The following is a 14,879-nucleotide window of genomic DNA, read 5'->3' as shown; positions in this document are numbered from 1 at the left end:
TGATGAAAACCTTTACATTATGTTCGTTCGATATGTTACTTGAAAACAAAGACCAACATACTGAAAATCACTCTGTCCCACTTCTCGATGGATTAATTATTAATAAAGAGGAAGCGCAAAAAAATTGGTTAATTGAATTAGTGGTTCATGAGGAGTGGAAAACATTTTTTGAAGAGTATAAGCTCAGTCAAAAAAAGGTGTTGTCTCAGGCGACGATCACAAAAAAAACGAATGATCCTGCTACGTTATCTTGCACAGTGACATCGGTTTTCCCGTTAAAAGAAGAACAGATCGTCGTACATTTAGAGGGATCGATTGTTACACAAAAAGACGACGTGACAGACTTGCTTCTTGAAACGTTAATTGAAGAGGGATTTACGGGGAAAGAACTGTATGAAGAATTCCGTAAACGAAAAAAAGACCGAGGTCGTGCTATTCAAAGCGTTTTAACGCATTCCCACTCAGAAGAGGAAAAGCGTGATAATCAATGAAAATAATTGATGCACACATTCATCTTTCTCACATTGAATCCTTTAAACAAACAGCTAAAAAGAGATCCTTTGTCGATTACCGACCTAGTGGCTATGTAAAAGAAATGAAGGAGAACAATGTGATAGGCGCTATCGGCATGGGCCTTAGAGAGCTTGAAGGAAGTGAAGGCTTCCCTGATTCACGAGCATCGTCTCCAATGGAGCTTGATATGCTAAAGAAAGAAAGCTTACCGATTGGACTGTGTCCTGGCATTAACCCATATAAGCTTGGCGCAATAGAATTAGAGCGCTTAGAGCAACTCATTTTGCAAGATCATGTAGTTGGAATAAAAATTTATTTAGGTTATTATCCTTTTTATGCGTATGACCGCTGTTACCAGCCAGTGTATAAGTTGGCAGAGGATTATCACATTCCTGTCGTCTTTCACACCGGAGATACATATTCAGAGCGAGGGCTACTTAAGTACGCTCATCCACTAACAATAGACGAAGTGGCAGTTGCTCATCCTAATGTAACCTTTGTTTTAGCCCATCTAGGCGATCCTTGGATGCTAGATGCAGCTGAAGTCGTCTATAAGAATAAACGAGTTTATGCCGATCTATCAGGTCTTATTGTAGGTGATCAGAAAGAAGTACAACGGATCTCTACTACACCGCATTTTTTCGATCACTTTAAACACGCGCTCGCTTTTTGTGATAGCTACGATAAGCTTCTTTTTGGCACGGATTGGCCACTCGTTCCAATTGAGCCGTATGTGAGATTCATTAAAGAGCATATCCCTTCTAAGCATTGGGAGTCGGTTTTTCACGATAATGCGCTAACTGTTTTTCCGAAGCTAAAAAATCTGCTGAAATAGAGCCTGTAAAGAGCTTCTCTAAGTAAAACCGAACACGCTGGCGCAATTGCACGTTCACATACTTAATTGTAACGACATAGTTGCGAACAACGACTGTATATTCACTAAACGTTTTATCACGAGTAGAGGACTGGATCGTAATTTGTTGCTGTTCTAGGTGCATTCGAACTTGATAGAGTTGTTTACTAATCTCTTGTAAAGATAGATGAAGCAGGTGTTCGTAGGCCTCTTTTATTTTAAATGGACTTTTATCAACCAGTTTTAAATCTCGTTCTAATACGGCTCTCGATAATGTTAAGACAATGTATGTTTCAATAAAGTTTTCTTCTTGCTCGGTGAGCTTCATACGTTTCCCTCCAAACTAGAACGTATGTTCGTATTTTATATTTTACTTCTTTTTTAGCGAATGTCAATCAGAAAGCTTGCACTTGAGATTTTTTCCAACTAGCTTTACAATGATGAAGGTAATGAACAGCATGAAAGGATTGGGACAAATGAAAAAAACAGCAATAGCATTAAGCACACTTTTCGTATTAGCTGCTTGTGGTAATGACGCGGCAAATGAAGGTACGATTGAGATGGACAACACGAACAATACAAACGCAACAGAAGAGACAAATGAAGCGACAAATTCGTCAAACAATGCCTCAGAAGAAGGAAACAATGAGCCTACTGATGATGCAATGGAGGAAGAAATCGATTTAGAGAATTTAACGTATCCTCAGCTTGAGGATACTGTAGCTGAGAATGAAGAAGAGGCCATTATTACTACTAATTATGGGGAAATTAGAATCAAATTATTCCCTGACGTAGCGCCACTTGCAGTAGAGAACTTTTTAACGCACGCAGAGGAAGGCTATTATGACGGATTGATTTTTCACCGAGTTATCGAGAACTTTATGATTCAAGGTGGAGATCCAACTGGTAGTGGCATGGGCGGAGAAAGTGTCTTTGGTGAATCGTTTGAGGATGAGTTTGATCCATCATTAGCTCATTTTAAAGGTGCACTATCGATGGCAAACAGTGGACCAAATACGAATGGTAGTCAGTTCTTTATCGTTCAAGCAGGTCCTGACGCAGTATCTGCAGAAATGTTTGAAGGCAGTGGATTCCCTCAGTCAACAGTAGATATTTACTTAGAACAGGGAGGCACACCTCACCTTGACTTTGGTCACACGGTATTCGGTCATGTGATAGAAGGTATGGATGTTGTTGATGACATTGCAGCCGTTGAAACAGGGGCCGCAGACCTCCCTGAAGAAGAAGTGATTATTGAGACAATTGAAGTAGTAGAGTAACGTTATATGGAGGAGCCAGCATGGGTTATGTTGGCTCCTCTTTTTTTGTGGTTTTTGGGAGGGTTGGTGTAATCGCGCAGGTTTGAGGGGGGATCGCGCGAGTTGGAGTGGCAACTGCGCGAATCTCAAGCACAACCGCGCGAAAAACACGTCTGACTGCGTATCGTGAAAATAATCGCGCAAGTTTGAAGGGGGATCGCGCGAGTTAGAGGTACAACTGCGCGAATCTCAAGCACAACCGCGCGAAAACCACGTCTGACTGCGTATCGTGAAAATAATCGCGCAAGTTTGAAGGGGGATCACGCGAGTTAGAGGTACAACTGCGCGAATCTCAAGCACAACTGCGCGAAAACCACGTCTGACTGCGTATCATCCAAAACCCGATCTCCCCAAAAACAACCAAGCCGACTAACCACTCAATCACACCCACATAAAAAAGAGACCAAGACAAATGTCATTCACATTTATCTTAGCCGCTTTTACTATTCCTCTATAATGGCGGATGAATATGGAGGGAGGATTAAAGTGTTCGCATCCATTCTCGCTTCATCACTATCTGCAAACAAAAAGTGAGTGCCACTCACATCTGCTACTTCCACCTCTTCACTGCTCATATTATGATACACGTAAAGAGACTGATCTTCGGACTCGCGTTTAAAGCTAATGACATTCTCATTTTCAGTCGGAGCTTCCTCTAAGTCTCCAGTCAAAAGTGCTTCTTGTTGTCTACGAAGATGCATCCATGTCTGATAGTGACGCCACATAGAGCCTTCCTCTTCCATTTGACTAGCTACTGATTTATCTTCCTCTAATGGGTGACGAGCAGCGATCCAATCCGTTTCCTTCTCTCCCTCTCCCCATATGAATGGTTCTCTAATATGCTCATCCGGCTTACGCCCTTCCATTCCGAGCTCTTCCCCATAATAAACGAAGGGAGCGCCTGGTAAAGTTAAGAGGAGAGAAGCCGCCATTTTAGCACGATCTTCGTTCCCTTGAAGCTGACTCATCACACGATCGATATCATGATTGGTTAAAAACGTCGCGTCTATATACGTGTCCGAGTACTCTTCGTATCTTTCTAATACAGCTAAATGTGACGAGACAAGGCGTGATCCGCGCTCACTTCGAGCCGCAGACAAGAGTTCTTCCGCCAAATTAAAGTTAAATGTAGCATGAAGCGCGTCATCTAAGTATGGTCCGACTACTGCTGGCACATCCCATACCTCTCCTAGAAGAAAAACATCCTCATGGCGTTGTTCCATTTCAGCGCGGAATTCTTGCCACCAAGCTACACTTTTTTCGTTTTCTGATGGGAAAATATGTTTTGCGGCATCTAATCTAAAGCCATCCACACCCATACTTAGCCAGTAGTCACCAATATCAATGAGTTCCTGTCGAACTTCTTCATTGTCTAGGTTTAAATCTGGCATACGATCCCAAAATACGCTCATGTATTGATTGGGAGCTGTTCCATGCCAGTAAGACTGTCCCCATTCTCCGCGTTCTGATAGATTCGTCTCTTCGTCCGCCCATATGTACCAGTCACGGTAGTCACTATCTTCATTCGAAATAGCATCCATAAACCAAGGATGATCATAGCTTGAATGATTCACGACGTAATCCATGATAATTTTAAGGTCCATTTCCTCTGCGGTCCGTAAGAGCTCCTTGAAATCATCGAGCGTACCGTATTCTTCGTTAATACCGTAGTAGTCTGTCACATCGTAGCCATGATAGGAGGGAGAAGGATTGATTGGCATAAGCCAAATCCCTTCCGCACCTAGCTCCTTAATATAGTCTAGGTTTTCTGTTAATCCTTTAAGGTCGCCAATCCCATCGCCGTTACTGTCGGCAAAGGCACGCACAAATACCTCGTAATAGACGGTCTCAGGATAGCTGTTTAAAAGAGGTGTGTCCATCTCTGTGACTGTGCGATGAGTAATACTAGGTAGCTCGTTTATCTGATTTTCACTAGTCGAAGAAGTATCACTCGTGTCCGTTGAATCTCCGTTACTAGAGGAATCGTCTATTGCAATCGGTTCCGTGTTATCGCCATTCTCATCCGAGCTAGTAGCCGCATTGTCCGTGCAGGCAATAAGTAGGCTTGCTAGCAATGGATAATACCATAATCGCTTCATTATCATCATCCTTTATTTATCATTGAAAACGTTTGCTTTAATAAGTGTATACGGGAAGATAACATCTGACAAGACAAAAATGCAACCGGTTGCAATTAATTGTATAAGATCACGAGTTAAGTGGCTCGGATGATGATAAGTCATAGAGGATGAGGCTAATAAACGATTTAAATCATTAGAATTTCCTTAAATTCGATACCAAATAAAAAAGCCCCGCACTAAACTAAGTGCGAGGACAGATTTTTATTTACCGTGATCACGTAGCGTATAAAATGCCATAATTCCTAAAACACCAAAAGATAGTACGGAGAACGCTACCAATGTAAATCCAGTTAATTCTCCACTACTATCTCCGCTACCACCGCCAGCTGCGAATGCAACCGTAGGAAGAAGCATAAGAATAGCGACTAAAACACTAACGGGTAAAAAACGTTTCATCATTTTGTGACCTCCAATTCTACTTCCATATCCTCTCTATTATAAAACGAATGAAGAAGGCATTGCAATAACCTTTCAAGAACAATCCATGAACACTTATAGTTCTTTTGTATTACTATAATATATGCAGAAAATCTGGATTTTACTAGCAAGACATGGTAGTATATGAGTACAAGTACATAGATGCGGAAGGAGAATGACCGTTGCAAACAGAAATCTTACTCGAAAGCGGTACAAATGAACTCGAGGTAATCGTTTTTGAAGTTGGTATTGGTACATTTGGTATAAACGTAATGAAGGTCCGAGAAATTATTCAACCAATGGATGTTACCCTGATGCCGCACGCGCATCCGCACGTTGAGGGTATTATTCGCCTGCGTGAAGAAATCATTCCGGTTATTGATTTAGCAAAAGCAATAGGCTATCCACCATCAGATACACCACGCTCTGATAAGCTGATTGTAGCAGAGCTCAATCAAATGAAGGTAGCCTTTCACGTTCACTCTGTCTCACGCATTCATCGCATTTCGTGGGAGCAAATTGAAAAGCCAAATCAACTTGGTCAGGGTCTTCAAGACTTAACAATCGGCGTTATCAAGATGGAAGACAATATGGTGCTATTATTAGACTATGAAAAAGTTGTTTACGATATTATGCCTGAAGCGGGTCTTGCTGGTGCGACTGTTACAACGAAAAACGAAAATCGACAGTATAAGAAGCTCTTAATTGCGGAAGATTCCCCAATCTTAAGACAGCTGTTACATGACACACTTTCTAAAGCTGGATATTCTGATCTTGTTTTTAAAGAGGATGGGAAGCTTGCGTGGGAAGAATTATCAGCTAATGCTACAGCGTATGACGGAATTATTACTGATATCGAAATGCCAACGATGGACGGTCATCATTTCACTAAAAAGATTAAAGAAGATGCCGAGCTCCAATCGTTACCTGTAATCATCTTCTCTTCGTTGATCTCAGGAGATTTGTTTCATAAAGGAGAAACAGTGGGAGCAGATGCACAAATCAGCAAGCCAGAAGTAAATATGCTCGTAAACCACCTAGATCGACTACTACATGTGTAACTGCATAAAAAAAGCCTGTTGCTATTCATTAGCAGCAGGCTTTTTTTTGTATAAACTCTATTAACAAAAAATTCACACAAATACACAATTGTTTTATAACAAAAGGTTGTAATCTGCATACTGTTATAATACAATGAAAACAATTAAGAACAAAACAATTTATTTGGAGGCGATTTATCGTGTTGATGACAAGTAGTGAATTTTTCCGTAACCTACCGCCAAAGCAGTGTACAAAATGTGGATCACATTTAGATGAAATGCACGAATCATATGTGCAAGAATGTGATTCGTGTCAAACAGAAGGTATTTGGGCAAAACCAAACTAAATCTGTTACAATCCCGTGGGATTTCCTACGGGATTTTGTTATGAGCAAAAGGACATTTGCCGAAATCTCACCTATTAACGTATACTTACTACGTTAATAGGAGGTGGTACAGATGCAAAAATGGATTGAGCAAGCAACCCATGATGTACGTGTATTTTTTGAATCAGACTCGACAGGGCATGACTTCGCCCACATAGAGCGAGTGAGAAGCATGGCGCTACGTCTGGCAGACATAGAACATGCTGATAAAGCGGAAGTTGAGTTAACCGCTATCCTCCACGATTATGGTGATGAGAAGTTTTATGCAACCAAAGAAGATGGGGGAGCTGCGCTTAGACAATGGCTTGACCAAACAACGCTACTACCAGAACAAAAAGATAGAATCGAGACAGCAATACGAACCGTGGGGTTTAAAGGCGGGACAAATGAGTCACCGAAGACACTGCTTGCTAAAATTGTTCAAGACGCGGATCGTCTCGATGCTATTGGCGCGATTGGAATTGCACGCACATTTATGTATGCAGGAGCAACGGGGAGTAAGATGCATGAGGATAAGCAGCAGATAAGAGACGCTATGACTGCCGAAGAATATAGAGATGGGACATCTACTGCTACCCAGCATATGCATGAGAAACTGTTAAAACTAAAAGACCTCATGCAAACAAAAGCGGGCAAACAAGAAGCGGAGAAAAGACATCAGTTTATGCTAGACTTTTTAGAGCAGTTTAACAAAGAATGGAATAGGGGAAACTAGTAAAAGAAGCTTTTAAACTCTAACAGGAAAGGATGAATACATATGAGACTAGAAGGAAAAAAAGTATTAACCGTAATTGAGGACGATTTTGAAGACTCCGAGCTTATTTATCCGCACTACAGAATGCAAGAAGAGGGGGCAATTGCTCACATTGCAGGGCTCGAAAAAGAGAAAGTATATGTAGGGAAAAATGGGGTGCCAGTAACATCTGATTTATCTTTTGATCAAATTGACATTACAGAATATGATGCTCTTTTAGTGCCAGGTGGTTGGGCTCCAGACAAGCTACGACGCTATCAAGAAGTACTTGATATGGTCACGTACATGCACGAGCAAAAAAGAGTCATAGGGCAAATTTGTCATGCTGGTTGGGTGCTCATCTCCGCGAATATTTTAGAGGGCGTAACAGTCACAAGTACACCAGGAATTAAAGATGATATGACGAATGCTGGAGCTACGTGGCTAAACGAGGAAGTCGTAACGGATGGACATATTGTTTCAAGCAGACGCCCGCCAGATCTACCTGCATATGGTCGAGCGTTAGTTGCAGCAATTGAAAAGTAAGGAAACGTGGAAAGGGGATGCCTACTATAGGGCAACTCCTTTCCCTTATTATGTATTGTGACAGGGAGGAAGCATAGGCATGGAAAAATGGATTGAGCATATTCAAAAGCATACTCTATCACTTGATGAGAGCAACCCACATTTACATAACGAAGACCTCCTAGCCTATTTGTCCTTTTATTCCTTTCATATGGACAGGGTACATACCTATCGATGTGGCTTTGTCCCGTCGGCTCATTTCCGCATCTTTACTCAACTATTTTCGCGAAAAAAAGCAAAGGGACTAGTCGTGCTCGTTCATGGTTATTTAGATCATGCAGGAGGACTTAGCAAAACCGTCAACCATCTACTTGAGGATGGTTATGATGTATTAACCTTAGATTTGCCTGGGCACGGAATGACAGAGGGTGGGAACGGCTCCATTCGAACGTTCGATGAGTACGTGCAGGCAATCATTGATGTATGTGAAACGTCGACATACTACGTGAAGCAAACAACTATTATCGGAATGGGGCATAGTACGGGGGCTGCTATGCTATTCCATACAGCTTGTCAAAACAAAATAAAATTTGATCGACTTATTTTTGTTGCACCATTATTTATGCCGTTTAGGTGGACGCTTGTAAAAGGCATTATTAAAGCAGCAGGAAAAGTGCGTCCGAGAAGCAGAAGACGATTCAAACGGAATTCTGCGGATCGAACGTATCATAGTTTTATAAAAAAAGATCCGCTCCAGTCAAAATGGTTGCATGCAGACTGGTTATTAGCAATGGAAGCATGGCAGTCTTCCATTGAAAATTGTCTCGTGTACAAAAATCCCGTCTATTTAATCCAAGGGACGAAAGACACAACAGTAGAATGGCCAGTGAATATTCGTTTTTTTCGCAAAAAATGTAAAAATATCCAGGTGATGCTGTTACCGGAAGGACGCCATCAGCTATTGAATGAACGTGGTCTCTATCGAGAAATCATTATGGAAAGAATCTCGCAGTTTCTGCGCCAATCTGTAAAATAAACTATTTTTAACTCATCTAGCCTATACAGATTCTACTATGTTAAAATAGGAAAAAGGTTGCTTCTATGAAGAGCCAATTTAATACAGATTGAGGGTGACATGTGCGATGGACATTTCTGTTCAAGCATTTACAAACGCCTTACTAGAAGGCGATCACGGTCGGTCACTCGCCATCGTTCAAAAGTGGAGAGAATCCGCTTCGAGATTTCACGTATATCGCGATCTTTTTACACCGGCGATGTATGAAGTAGGGCGCCGCTGGCAGCGCAATGAGATCAGTGTAGCAGAGGAGCACTTAGCAACTGGCGTATGTGATTTTGTGCTAACGCAAACAGAGTATGAGCTTGTAAAGCATTCCGCTTCCATAGATGCAACACCCAAGGCCTTATTTTTCACGGTCGAAAATGAAGCACACTTTTTAGGGATGAAGATGGTGTCTATCCTCTTTAGGGAAAGGCAGTGGAACGTTCGGTTTATGCAGGCAAATGTACCACTAGAGGACTTGATGAAGGAAGTAGAGAAGTGGCGTCCAAGCGTCATTGGCGTTTCTTTTTCCCTTGCATACCGAGTGGATGAGTTAACTAAATATTTAAAGGCCTTTGCAGAGAGCGATGTCGAGATGGATGTCCTAGTTGGAGGAAGACTAATCTCTAGATATGATTTTTCCTCGGTAGGTTCCTTGAACACCTATTTTGTAAAGGATTTAGATGAATTAATGACATGGTTTAAGACTTATAAACAGACTGGACGGGATGTAGCAGATGGAAAATCAGGGACCACTTCCATTATTTAAAGTAAATACGGAGCTCGTTATTATGGAGAGGTCAGATGAAGCTGTCCGCTTATTTCCACACGTGGAAACACTTGAAAGACTTGTGGATCGAGAAAGCAGGGAGAAGTTTATCCTTGAGATGAGCGCAACTAACAAAGAGTCGCAGTTTGAGATTAACGTGACGACGAAAAAAAAGCCTTTAGAGCTGTTCACCGTCTTTACAAAATGGGTGGACAGCTCTTGTTACTGCTTATTCGTACCACAATCAAAAGGATATGAGCGTGTTGAGTCGCAATTAGTTGCCTTACAACAACGACTTCACGAAACAAACTTTGAGCTCTTCGAAAAAAAGGAGGAGCTCTCAGACCTCATGGGACGAGCAAATGAGCTGTCCGGTCCCTATATTGAGCTCTCTGATCGAGTAGCACTTGTTCCTATCTTTGGTGATGTTTCAGAAGCAAAAGTCGAAGCTATTCGCTACAACCTCTTAACGAAAGCGTACGCTGATCAACCGGATCGCATGCTGATTGATTTTACTAGTGTGGGACGAATTGCAAATGAAGGCGTTCAAGCATTAAAAGAGATGGTGTTAACCCTCCAACAAATGGGCATTGAAGTAATCATTTTAGGATTACATCCACAGCACGCTCGCAAGTTGCAATCGCATATAAAGGAACTACAAGTAGAATTTGATCGATCGACGAAAACAGCGATCAAAAAATGGCTACTACACGAATAGGTCGAACTATCCTTTATGGACGGTTCGACCTTTTGCATCCATCATCTAAAAAAGGAGTTCATACAATGACCGCGTATAATCATTTAAAGAATGAGACATCCCCTTACTTAAAGCAGCATGCTCAGGATCCAATTGACTGGTACCCATGGGGAGAAGAGGCCTTACAAAAAGCTCGCGACGAAGATAAACCCATTTTCCTCTCTATTGGTTACTCGACCTGCCACTGGTGCCATGTGATGCAAAAGGAGACGTTTTTAAACGAAGAAGTTGCCAAGCAATTAAACGAAACAATGGTTGCTATAAAGGTGGACAGAGAAGAACGCCCAGATATTGATCAGCTCTACATGCAGGCATGCCAGGTGATGACAGGACAAGGCGGTTGGCCAATGAGCTTATTTTTGCTACCAGATGAACGACCGTTTTATGCTGGACTCTATTATCCTCCCTACGCAAAGCGAGGCGTCCCAGGATTTATAGATGTTGTGTCGCAATTAAGTCACGTTTACAACGAGCAACGCGTAAACGTTATTCAAACAGCATCGAACTTAACAGCAAGGCTTAAAGAGACAATTGATCATTCTACAAAGGCCTCCGTATCGTCTAAGCACTATAACCAAGCAAATACGAGGCTACTAGAAGAAATGGATCAAGTTTACGGTGGATTTTCGGACGCACCAAAGTTTCCGATGACACAAAATATTAGTTTTCTATTACGCTTAGGTAATGAAGAGCCTGTATATAAAACGCTTGATGCTATGGCAAACGGAGGAATTTATGATCACCTTGGCGGTGGTTTTTCTCGCTATTCCGTCGATCAGCGCTGGCACGTCCCCCATTTCGAAAAAATGTTAAATGATCAAGCCCTTCTCATCATCGCTTATGTAGAGGCATTTAGTAAAAGCGGTCGGGAGTCGTACAAACAAATTGCTACAGATACCTACACGTACGTGACAAACACGTTAGAAGCGAAAGGCGGCTTTTATAGTGCAGAAGATGCGGATAGCGAAGGGGTAGAAGGAGCGTTTTATGTCTGGGATAAACGAGAAATAGAGGAGCTATTGCGTGAAGACAGCGCGCTTTTTTGTGAAGCCTACCACGTGACAGAAGAGGGCGTATTAGATCACAAAAACGTTCTTGCCTTCCTTGAGACAGATATCGATGATTTAGGAGAGCAATTTTCTATAACAAAGCAAGAATGCTTAACGAGACTAAAACAGGCGAAGAAGCGTTTATTCGAAGTAAGAGAGAAGCGAATCCGACCACACATGGATACGAAGATTAAGACGGCTTGGAATGCGCAAATGGTAGCGGCTATTGCGCTGTATGCACGTGTGATTGAGGACGATGCCATCAACCACGCAATAGACCAGTTTCATTTTATCGAAAACACGCTGGTGACAGATGGAAGAGTAAGATCTGTTTATACAGATGGAAAAGCATCTGGTCATGGCATATTAGAGGATTATGCGTCAATGTTATGGGCGGCGAATGAGCTCTTTGAGACGACAGGAGACACATTTTATAAGGAAAGAGCAAGGTACTATGCAACGCAGGCAGTGGAATTATTTTATGATGAAGAGGGCGGATTTTATTACTATGGGTCCGATCAACCACCACTCTTTATGCGCACTAAAGACGACTTTGACGGCGCGACGCCATCTGCTAATAGCATGATAATAAGAGAGCTTGCAAGACATAGCACGTGGAGCGAGGACCAAGCCTTTGAGCAGGAGATCGATGCTTCCCTTAAGCGATTTGCCAAAGTGGCAGACCGGGTCCCACACGCTGCGCCTCACTTACTTGTTGCGGCGATGCATATGGAGAGATCACAACAGCTTTACATCGTTGCAGATGAATCTGATCCACTATACCAGTCGGTCAAGCGTGGCTTTTACCCATTTGTTCAAATGCGACGCGTGGATGAGGCGTCTGAGCTACCTCTTGCGTACCAAACAGCTGTGACAGAAAAACCAACCTATTTACTTTGTGAGCACGGCTCTTGTAAACTTCCAACTTCAAGCTACGAGGCAGTCCTTGCACAATTAACTTGATTGACGAACGTATATTCGATACACTTCTATGTAAGAATGGAGGGACAGCATGTTAGGTAAAAAATCACTCTCGATGCTTTTAGACGAATTAAAGCAGGATGAGAACGTATCGCATTGGCATGTCATGAAGGAGCAAGAGGCCCGCTACGCCGACTTTCCTGATTCGTTGGATCCAACAATTAAACAAGCGCTTCAAAACCGAGGCGTTACATCCCTTTATACGCATCAACGCAGTGCCTATGATGCCGTGATGAAGCAAGATAATGTCGTGACTGTAACCCCAACAGCATCCGGTAAAACACTGTGCTATAACTTACCGGTGCTATCCAAATATATGCAAAATAATAGTAGTCGCGCGCTTTATTTATTTCCGACAAAAGCACTTGCTCAAGATCAAAAGTCAGAGCTTAATGAGCTTGTGGATGAAATGGAGATTGACTTAAAGAGCTATACGTACGATGGCGATACACCAGCGAATATCCGCCAAGTCGTCCGCAAAGCAGGACATATTGTTATTACAAACCCAGATATGCTACATGCGGCGATCCTCCCACATCATACAAAATGGATCTCGCTATTCGAAAATCTGGAGACAATCGTCATTGATGAGCTTCACACATATCGAGGTGTATTCGGATCCCACGTTGCGAATGTGATTCGACGGTTAAAGCGAATTTGCGAGTACTACGGAAGTAAACCGACGTTTATTTGCACATCTGCAACGATTGCAAACCCGTCTGAACTTTGTCAGGAGCTAATAGGTGAAGACGTCGTGTTAATCGACAATAACGGAGCGCCGCGGGGGAAAAAGCACGTTGTTTTATATAATCCACCCGTTGTCCATAAGCAGTTAAATATACGAAAAAGCGCCACTAGAGTAGTGAACGAGCTCGCTAGCCAGTTTTTAAAGCAAAAAATACAAACGATTGTTTTCGCAAGGAGTCGTGTAAGGGTCGAGGTTATTTTAAGTCACCTCCAGGAGCTCACAAAAAAAGAAATTAATACACGCTCTATCCGAGGCTATCGCGGTGGCTACTTACCTAACCAACGCCGAGAAATTGAGCGAAGTCTTCGTAACGGGGATACGATTGGGGTCGTTAGTACGAATGCGTTAGAGCTTGGTGTTGATATCGGTCAACTCCAGGTGTGTATTATGAGCGGCTATCCTGGTTCCGTTGCGTCAAGCTGGCAACAGGCGGGGCGTGCCGGGAGACGAAAGGATGAGTCGCTCGTTATTATGGTGGCAAACTCTACACCACTTGATCAATATATATTTCAGCATCCTGAATTCTTCTTTGAAGGCTCTCCAGAAACAGCCCGAATTAATAAGGATAATCTGATTATTTTAGTTGACCATGTAAAGTGCGCAGCCTACGAGCTTCCGTTTAAACAAGGAGACAGATTTGATGGACTCGATGTAGAAGAGGTTTTAGAATACTTAACGGAAGAACGCGTCATCCATCATGCGCAAGATAAATGGTTTTGGATGAACGATGCGTTTCCAGCCCACAACATCAGCCTTCGCTCAGCTGCTCAAGAAAATGTTGTGATCATTGATCAGTCAGACGTTGCTAATCACCGAGTTATTGGTGAAATGGATACGTTCTCTGCGATGACACTCCTACACGATGAGGCAATCTATTTACATGAAGGTGTCCAGCACCAAGTAGAGTATTTAGACTGGGACGAGAAAAAGGCATTTGTCAGAGAGGTCGACGTTGACTACTTTACAGATGCAAACCTTGCGGTAAAGCTTTCTGTATTAGAAATTGACGAAGAAAAACAGATCGGCAATCATTCGATTCAATACGGAGACGTCATGGTAACCGCGATGGCGACGATCTTTAAAAAAATCAAGCTTGATTCCTTTGAGAATATTGGATCTGGTCCGATTCACCTGCCAGAGCAAGAGCTTCATACTAATGGGTTTGTGCTTCAGTTTGAGAAGGAGACGTTTGCTGAACTTCGCGAGGATCATATCGAGCAAGTACTGATTGGTCTCGCTCACGTTATGCAGCACGTTGCATCGGTTCACGTCATGTGCGATAAAAATGATTTGCACGCAGTCCCAGAAGTGAAAGCCGTTTACACCGAAAAGCCGTCCGTTTATTTATACGACCGCTATCCAGGAGGAATTGGTCTAGCGGAGCGGGTTTACAGGCAAGCGGAGGAAGTGATTTTAAAAGCATGTGAGTACGTATTAATGTGTCCGTGCGAATCTGGATGCCCATCCTGTGTTGGAATGGCTTTATCTGACTCTGAACTTGAAGTGAAGAAGTGGGTTCGAATCCTCCTTCGTGATAGTACAGAGAGAACGTCTATAGAGAGAACAACATAAAGACAGGAGCGTGCCT

At 42.5% G+C, this 14,879-nt stretch carries 15 protein-coding genes; 12 read left to right on the top strand and 3 right to left on the bottom strand.

The features are described from left to right. Nucleotides 1-2 precede the first annotated feature (2 nt). Together FLK61_RS10170 and FLK61_RS10165 are read left to right on the top strand one after the other, a co-directional pair. The gene (locus tag FLK61_RS10170; protein ID WP_176009358.1) at nucleotides 3-491 is read left to right on the top strand and encodes a YwpF-like family protein; all 489 of its coding nucleotides are present in this window, start codon (nucleotides 3-5) and stop codon (nucleotides 489-491) included. Further along, nucleotides 488-1,348 (top strand): amidohydrolase family protein, encoded by an 861-nt coding sequence (locus tag FLK61_RS10165; RefSeq protein WP_176009357.1) that lies wholly within the window; start codon nucleotides 488-490, stop codon nucleotides 1,346-1,348. Before FLK61_RS10170 ends, FLK61_RS10165 begins: the two co-directional genes overlap by 4 nt. Here FLK61_RS10165 and FLK61_RS10160 read toward each other — a convergent pair. Further along, nucleotides 1,275-1,694: a YhjD family protein gene (locus FLK61_RS10160; RefSeq protein ID WP_176009356.1), complete on the bottom strand. Its 420-nt coding sequence runs from the start codon at nucleotides 1,692-1,694 to the stop codon at nucleotides 1,275-1,277. The two genes, FLK61_RS10165 and FLK61_RS10160, sit on opposite strands and share 74 nt — an antisense overlap. A gap of 148 nt (nucleotides 1,695-1,842) precedes the next feature. Here FLK61_RS10160 and FLK61_RS10155 point away from each other — a divergent pair, with 148 nt between their 5' ends. Beyond that, entirely contained in the window at nucleotides 1,843-2,646 is an 804-nt protein-coding gene (locus FLK61_RS10155; protein ID WP_176009355.1) for a peptidylprolyl isomerase, read from the top strand. A 482-nt stretch (nucleotides 2,647-3,128) separates the two neighbouring features. Here the strand turns inward: FLK61_RS10155 and FLK61_RS10150 are convergent, their stop codons facing one another. After that, nucleotides 3,129-4,784 (bottom strand): alpha-amylase family glycosyl hydrolase, encoded by a 1,656-nt coding sequence (locus FLK61_RS10150; protein WP_249777715.1) that lies wholly within the window; start codon nucleotides 4,782-4,784, stop codon nucleotides 3,129-3,131. 243 nt (nucleotides 4,785-5,027) lie between these two features. Then, nucleotides 5,028-5,225, bottom strand: a complete 198-nt coding sequence (locus tag FLK61_RS10145) for a hypothetical protein (RefSeq protein WP_176009354.1) — start codon at nucleotides 5,223-5,225, stop codon at nucleotides 5,028-5,030. 200 nt (nucleotides 5,226-5,425) lie between these two features. On the opposite strand from FLK61_RS10145, the gene FLK61_RS10140 reads away from it, so the two are divergent. The 9 genes from FLK61_RS10140 (at nucleotide 5,426) to FLK61_RS10100 (ending at nucleotide 14,863) form a co-directional block, all read left to right on the top strand. After that, the gene (locus tag FLK61_RS10140) at nucleotides 5,426-6,304 is read left to right on the top strand and encodes a chemotaxis protein (RefSeq protein ID WP_176009353.1); all 879 of its coding nucleotides are present in this window, start codon (nucleotides 5,426-5,428) and stop codon (nucleotides 6,302-6,304) included. A gap of 179 nt (nucleotides 6,305-6,483) precedes the next feature. Further along, nucleotides 6,484-6,630 carry a protein YhfH gene (yhfH, locus tag FLK61_RS10135; protein ID WP_176009352.1) on the top strand — a complete coding sequence of 49 codons (147 nt, stop codon included), beginning with the start codon at nucleotides 6,484-6,486 and terminating at the stop codon, nucleotides 6,628-6,630. 112 nt (nucleotides 6,631-6,742) lie between these two features. Continuing rightward, on the top strand, nucleotides 6,743-7,384 hold the full coding sequence (locus FLK61_RS10130) for an HD domain-containing protein (protein ID WP_176009351.1): 642 nt from the start codon (nucleotides 6,743-6,745) through the stop codon (nucleotides 7,382-7,384). A 42-nt stretch (nucleotides 7,385-7,426) separates the two neighbouring features. Next, nucleotides 7,427-7,948: a type 1 glutamine amidotransferase domain-containing protein gene (locus FLK61_RS10125; protein ID WP_176009350.1), complete on the top strand. Its 522-nt coding sequence runs from the start codon at nucleotides 7,427-7,429 to the stop codon at nucleotides 7,946-7,948. A gap of 79 nt (nucleotides 7,949-8,027) precedes the next feature. Beyond that, nucleotides 8,028-8,963 (top strand): alpha/beta hydrolase, encoded by a 936-nt coding sequence (locus FLK61_RS10120; RefSeq protein ID WP_176009349.1) that lies wholly within the window; start codon nucleotides 8,028-8,030, stop codon nucleotides 8,961-8,963. Nucleotides 8,964-9,069: 106 nt separating this feature from the next. After that, nucleotides 9,070-9,756 (top strand): cobalamin B12-binding domain-containing protein, encoded by a 687-nt coding sequence (locus FLK61_RS10115; protein WP_176009348.1) that lies wholly within the window; start codon nucleotides 9,070-9,072, stop codon nucleotides 9,754-9,756. Further along, nucleotides 9,725-10,474 (top strand): STAS domain-containing protein, encoded by a 750-nt coding sequence (locus FLK61_RS10110; protein ID WP_176009347.1) that lies wholly within the window; start codon nucleotides 9,725-9,727, stop codon nucleotides 10,472-10,474. Before FLK61_RS10115 ends, FLK61_RS10110 begins: the two co-directional genes overlap by 32 nt. A gap of 65 nt (nucleotides 10,475-10,539) precedes the next feature. Further along, a complete protein-coding gene (locus FLK61_RS10105) occupies nucleotides 10,540-12,525 on the top strand; it encodes a thioredoxin domain-containing protein (RefSeq protein ID WP_176009346.1) in 1,986 nt (661 codons plus the stop codon). A 49-nt stretch (nucleotides 12,526-12,574) separates the two neighbouring features. Continuing rightward, on the top strand, nucleotides 12,575-14,863 hold the full coding sequence (locus FLK61_RS10100) for a DEAD/DEAH box helicase (protein WP_176009345.1): 2,289 nt from the start codon (nucleotides 12,575-12,577) through the stop codon (nucleotides 14,861-14,863). Nucleotides 14,864-14,879 lie beyond the last annotated feature (16 nt).

Origin of the sequence: Paenalkalicoccus suaedae, assembly GCF_006965545.2 — a bacterium.
Taxonomy (GTDB): domain Bacteria; phylum Bacillota; class Bacilli; order Bacillales; family Salisediminibacteriaceae; genus Paenalkalicoccus; species Paenalkalicoccus suaedae.
This window is presented reverse-complemented; position numbering and strand designations above follow the sequence as displayed.

What these genes read in the sequence shown, in the direction of transcription:
- FLK61_RS10130 (WP_176009351.1), top strand. Translation starts at nt 6,743, where the DNA reads ATGCAAAAATGGATTGAGCAAGCAACCCATGATGTACGTGTATTTTTT.
- FLK61_RS10110 (WP_176009347.1), top strand. Translation starts at nt 9,725, where the DNA reads ATGGAAAATCAGGGACCACTTCCATTATTTAAAGTAAATACGGAGCTC.
- FLK61_RS10120 (WP_176009349.1), top strand. Translation starts at nt 8,028, where the DNA reads ATGGAAAAATGGATTGAGCATATTCAAAAGCATACTCTATCACTTGAT.
- FLK61_RS10155 (WP_176009355.1), top strand. Translation starts at nt 1,843, where the DNA reads ATGAAAAAAACAGCAATAGCATTAAGCACACTTTTCGTATTAGCTGCT.
- FLK61_RS10150 (WP_249777715.1), bottom strand. Translation starts at nt 4,784, where the DNA reads ATGAAGCGATTATGGTATTATCCATTGCTAGCAAGCCTACTTATTGCC.
- FLK61_RS10160 (WP_176009356.1), bottom strand. Translation starts at nt 1,694, where the DNA reads ATGAAGCTCACCGAGCAAGAAGAAAACTTTATTGAAACATACATTGTC.
- FLK61_RS10100 (WP_176009345.1), top strand. Translation starts at nt 12,575, where the DNA reads ATGTTAGGTAAAAAATCACTCTCGATGCTTTTAGACGAATTAAAGCAG.
- FLK61_RS10125 (WP_176009350.1), top strand. Translation starts at nt 7,427, where the DNA reads ATGAGACTAGAAGGAAAAAAAGTATTAACCGTAATTGAGGACGATTTT.
- FLK61_RS10170 (WP_176009358.1), top strand. Translation starts at nt 3, where the DNA reads ATGAAAACCTTTACATTATGTTCGTTCGATATGTTACTTGAAAACAAA.
- FLK61_RS10115 (WP_176009348.1), top strand. Translation starts at nt 9,070, where the DNA reads ATGGACATTTCTGTTCAAGCATTTACAAACGCCTTACTAGAAGGCGAT.
- FLK61_RS10145 (WP_176009354.1), bottom strand. Translation starts at nt 5,225, where the DNA reads ATGATGAAACGTTTTTTACCCGTTAGTGTTTTAGTCGCTATTCTTATG.
- FLK61_RS10165 (WP_176009357.1), top strand. Translation starts at nt 488, where the DNA reads ATGAAAATAATTGATGCACACATTCATCTTTCTCACATTGAATCCTTT.
- FLK61_RS10105 (WP_176009346.1), top strand. Translation starts at nt 10,540, where the DNA reads ATGACCGCGTATAATCATTTAAAGAATGAGACATCCCCTTACTTAAAG.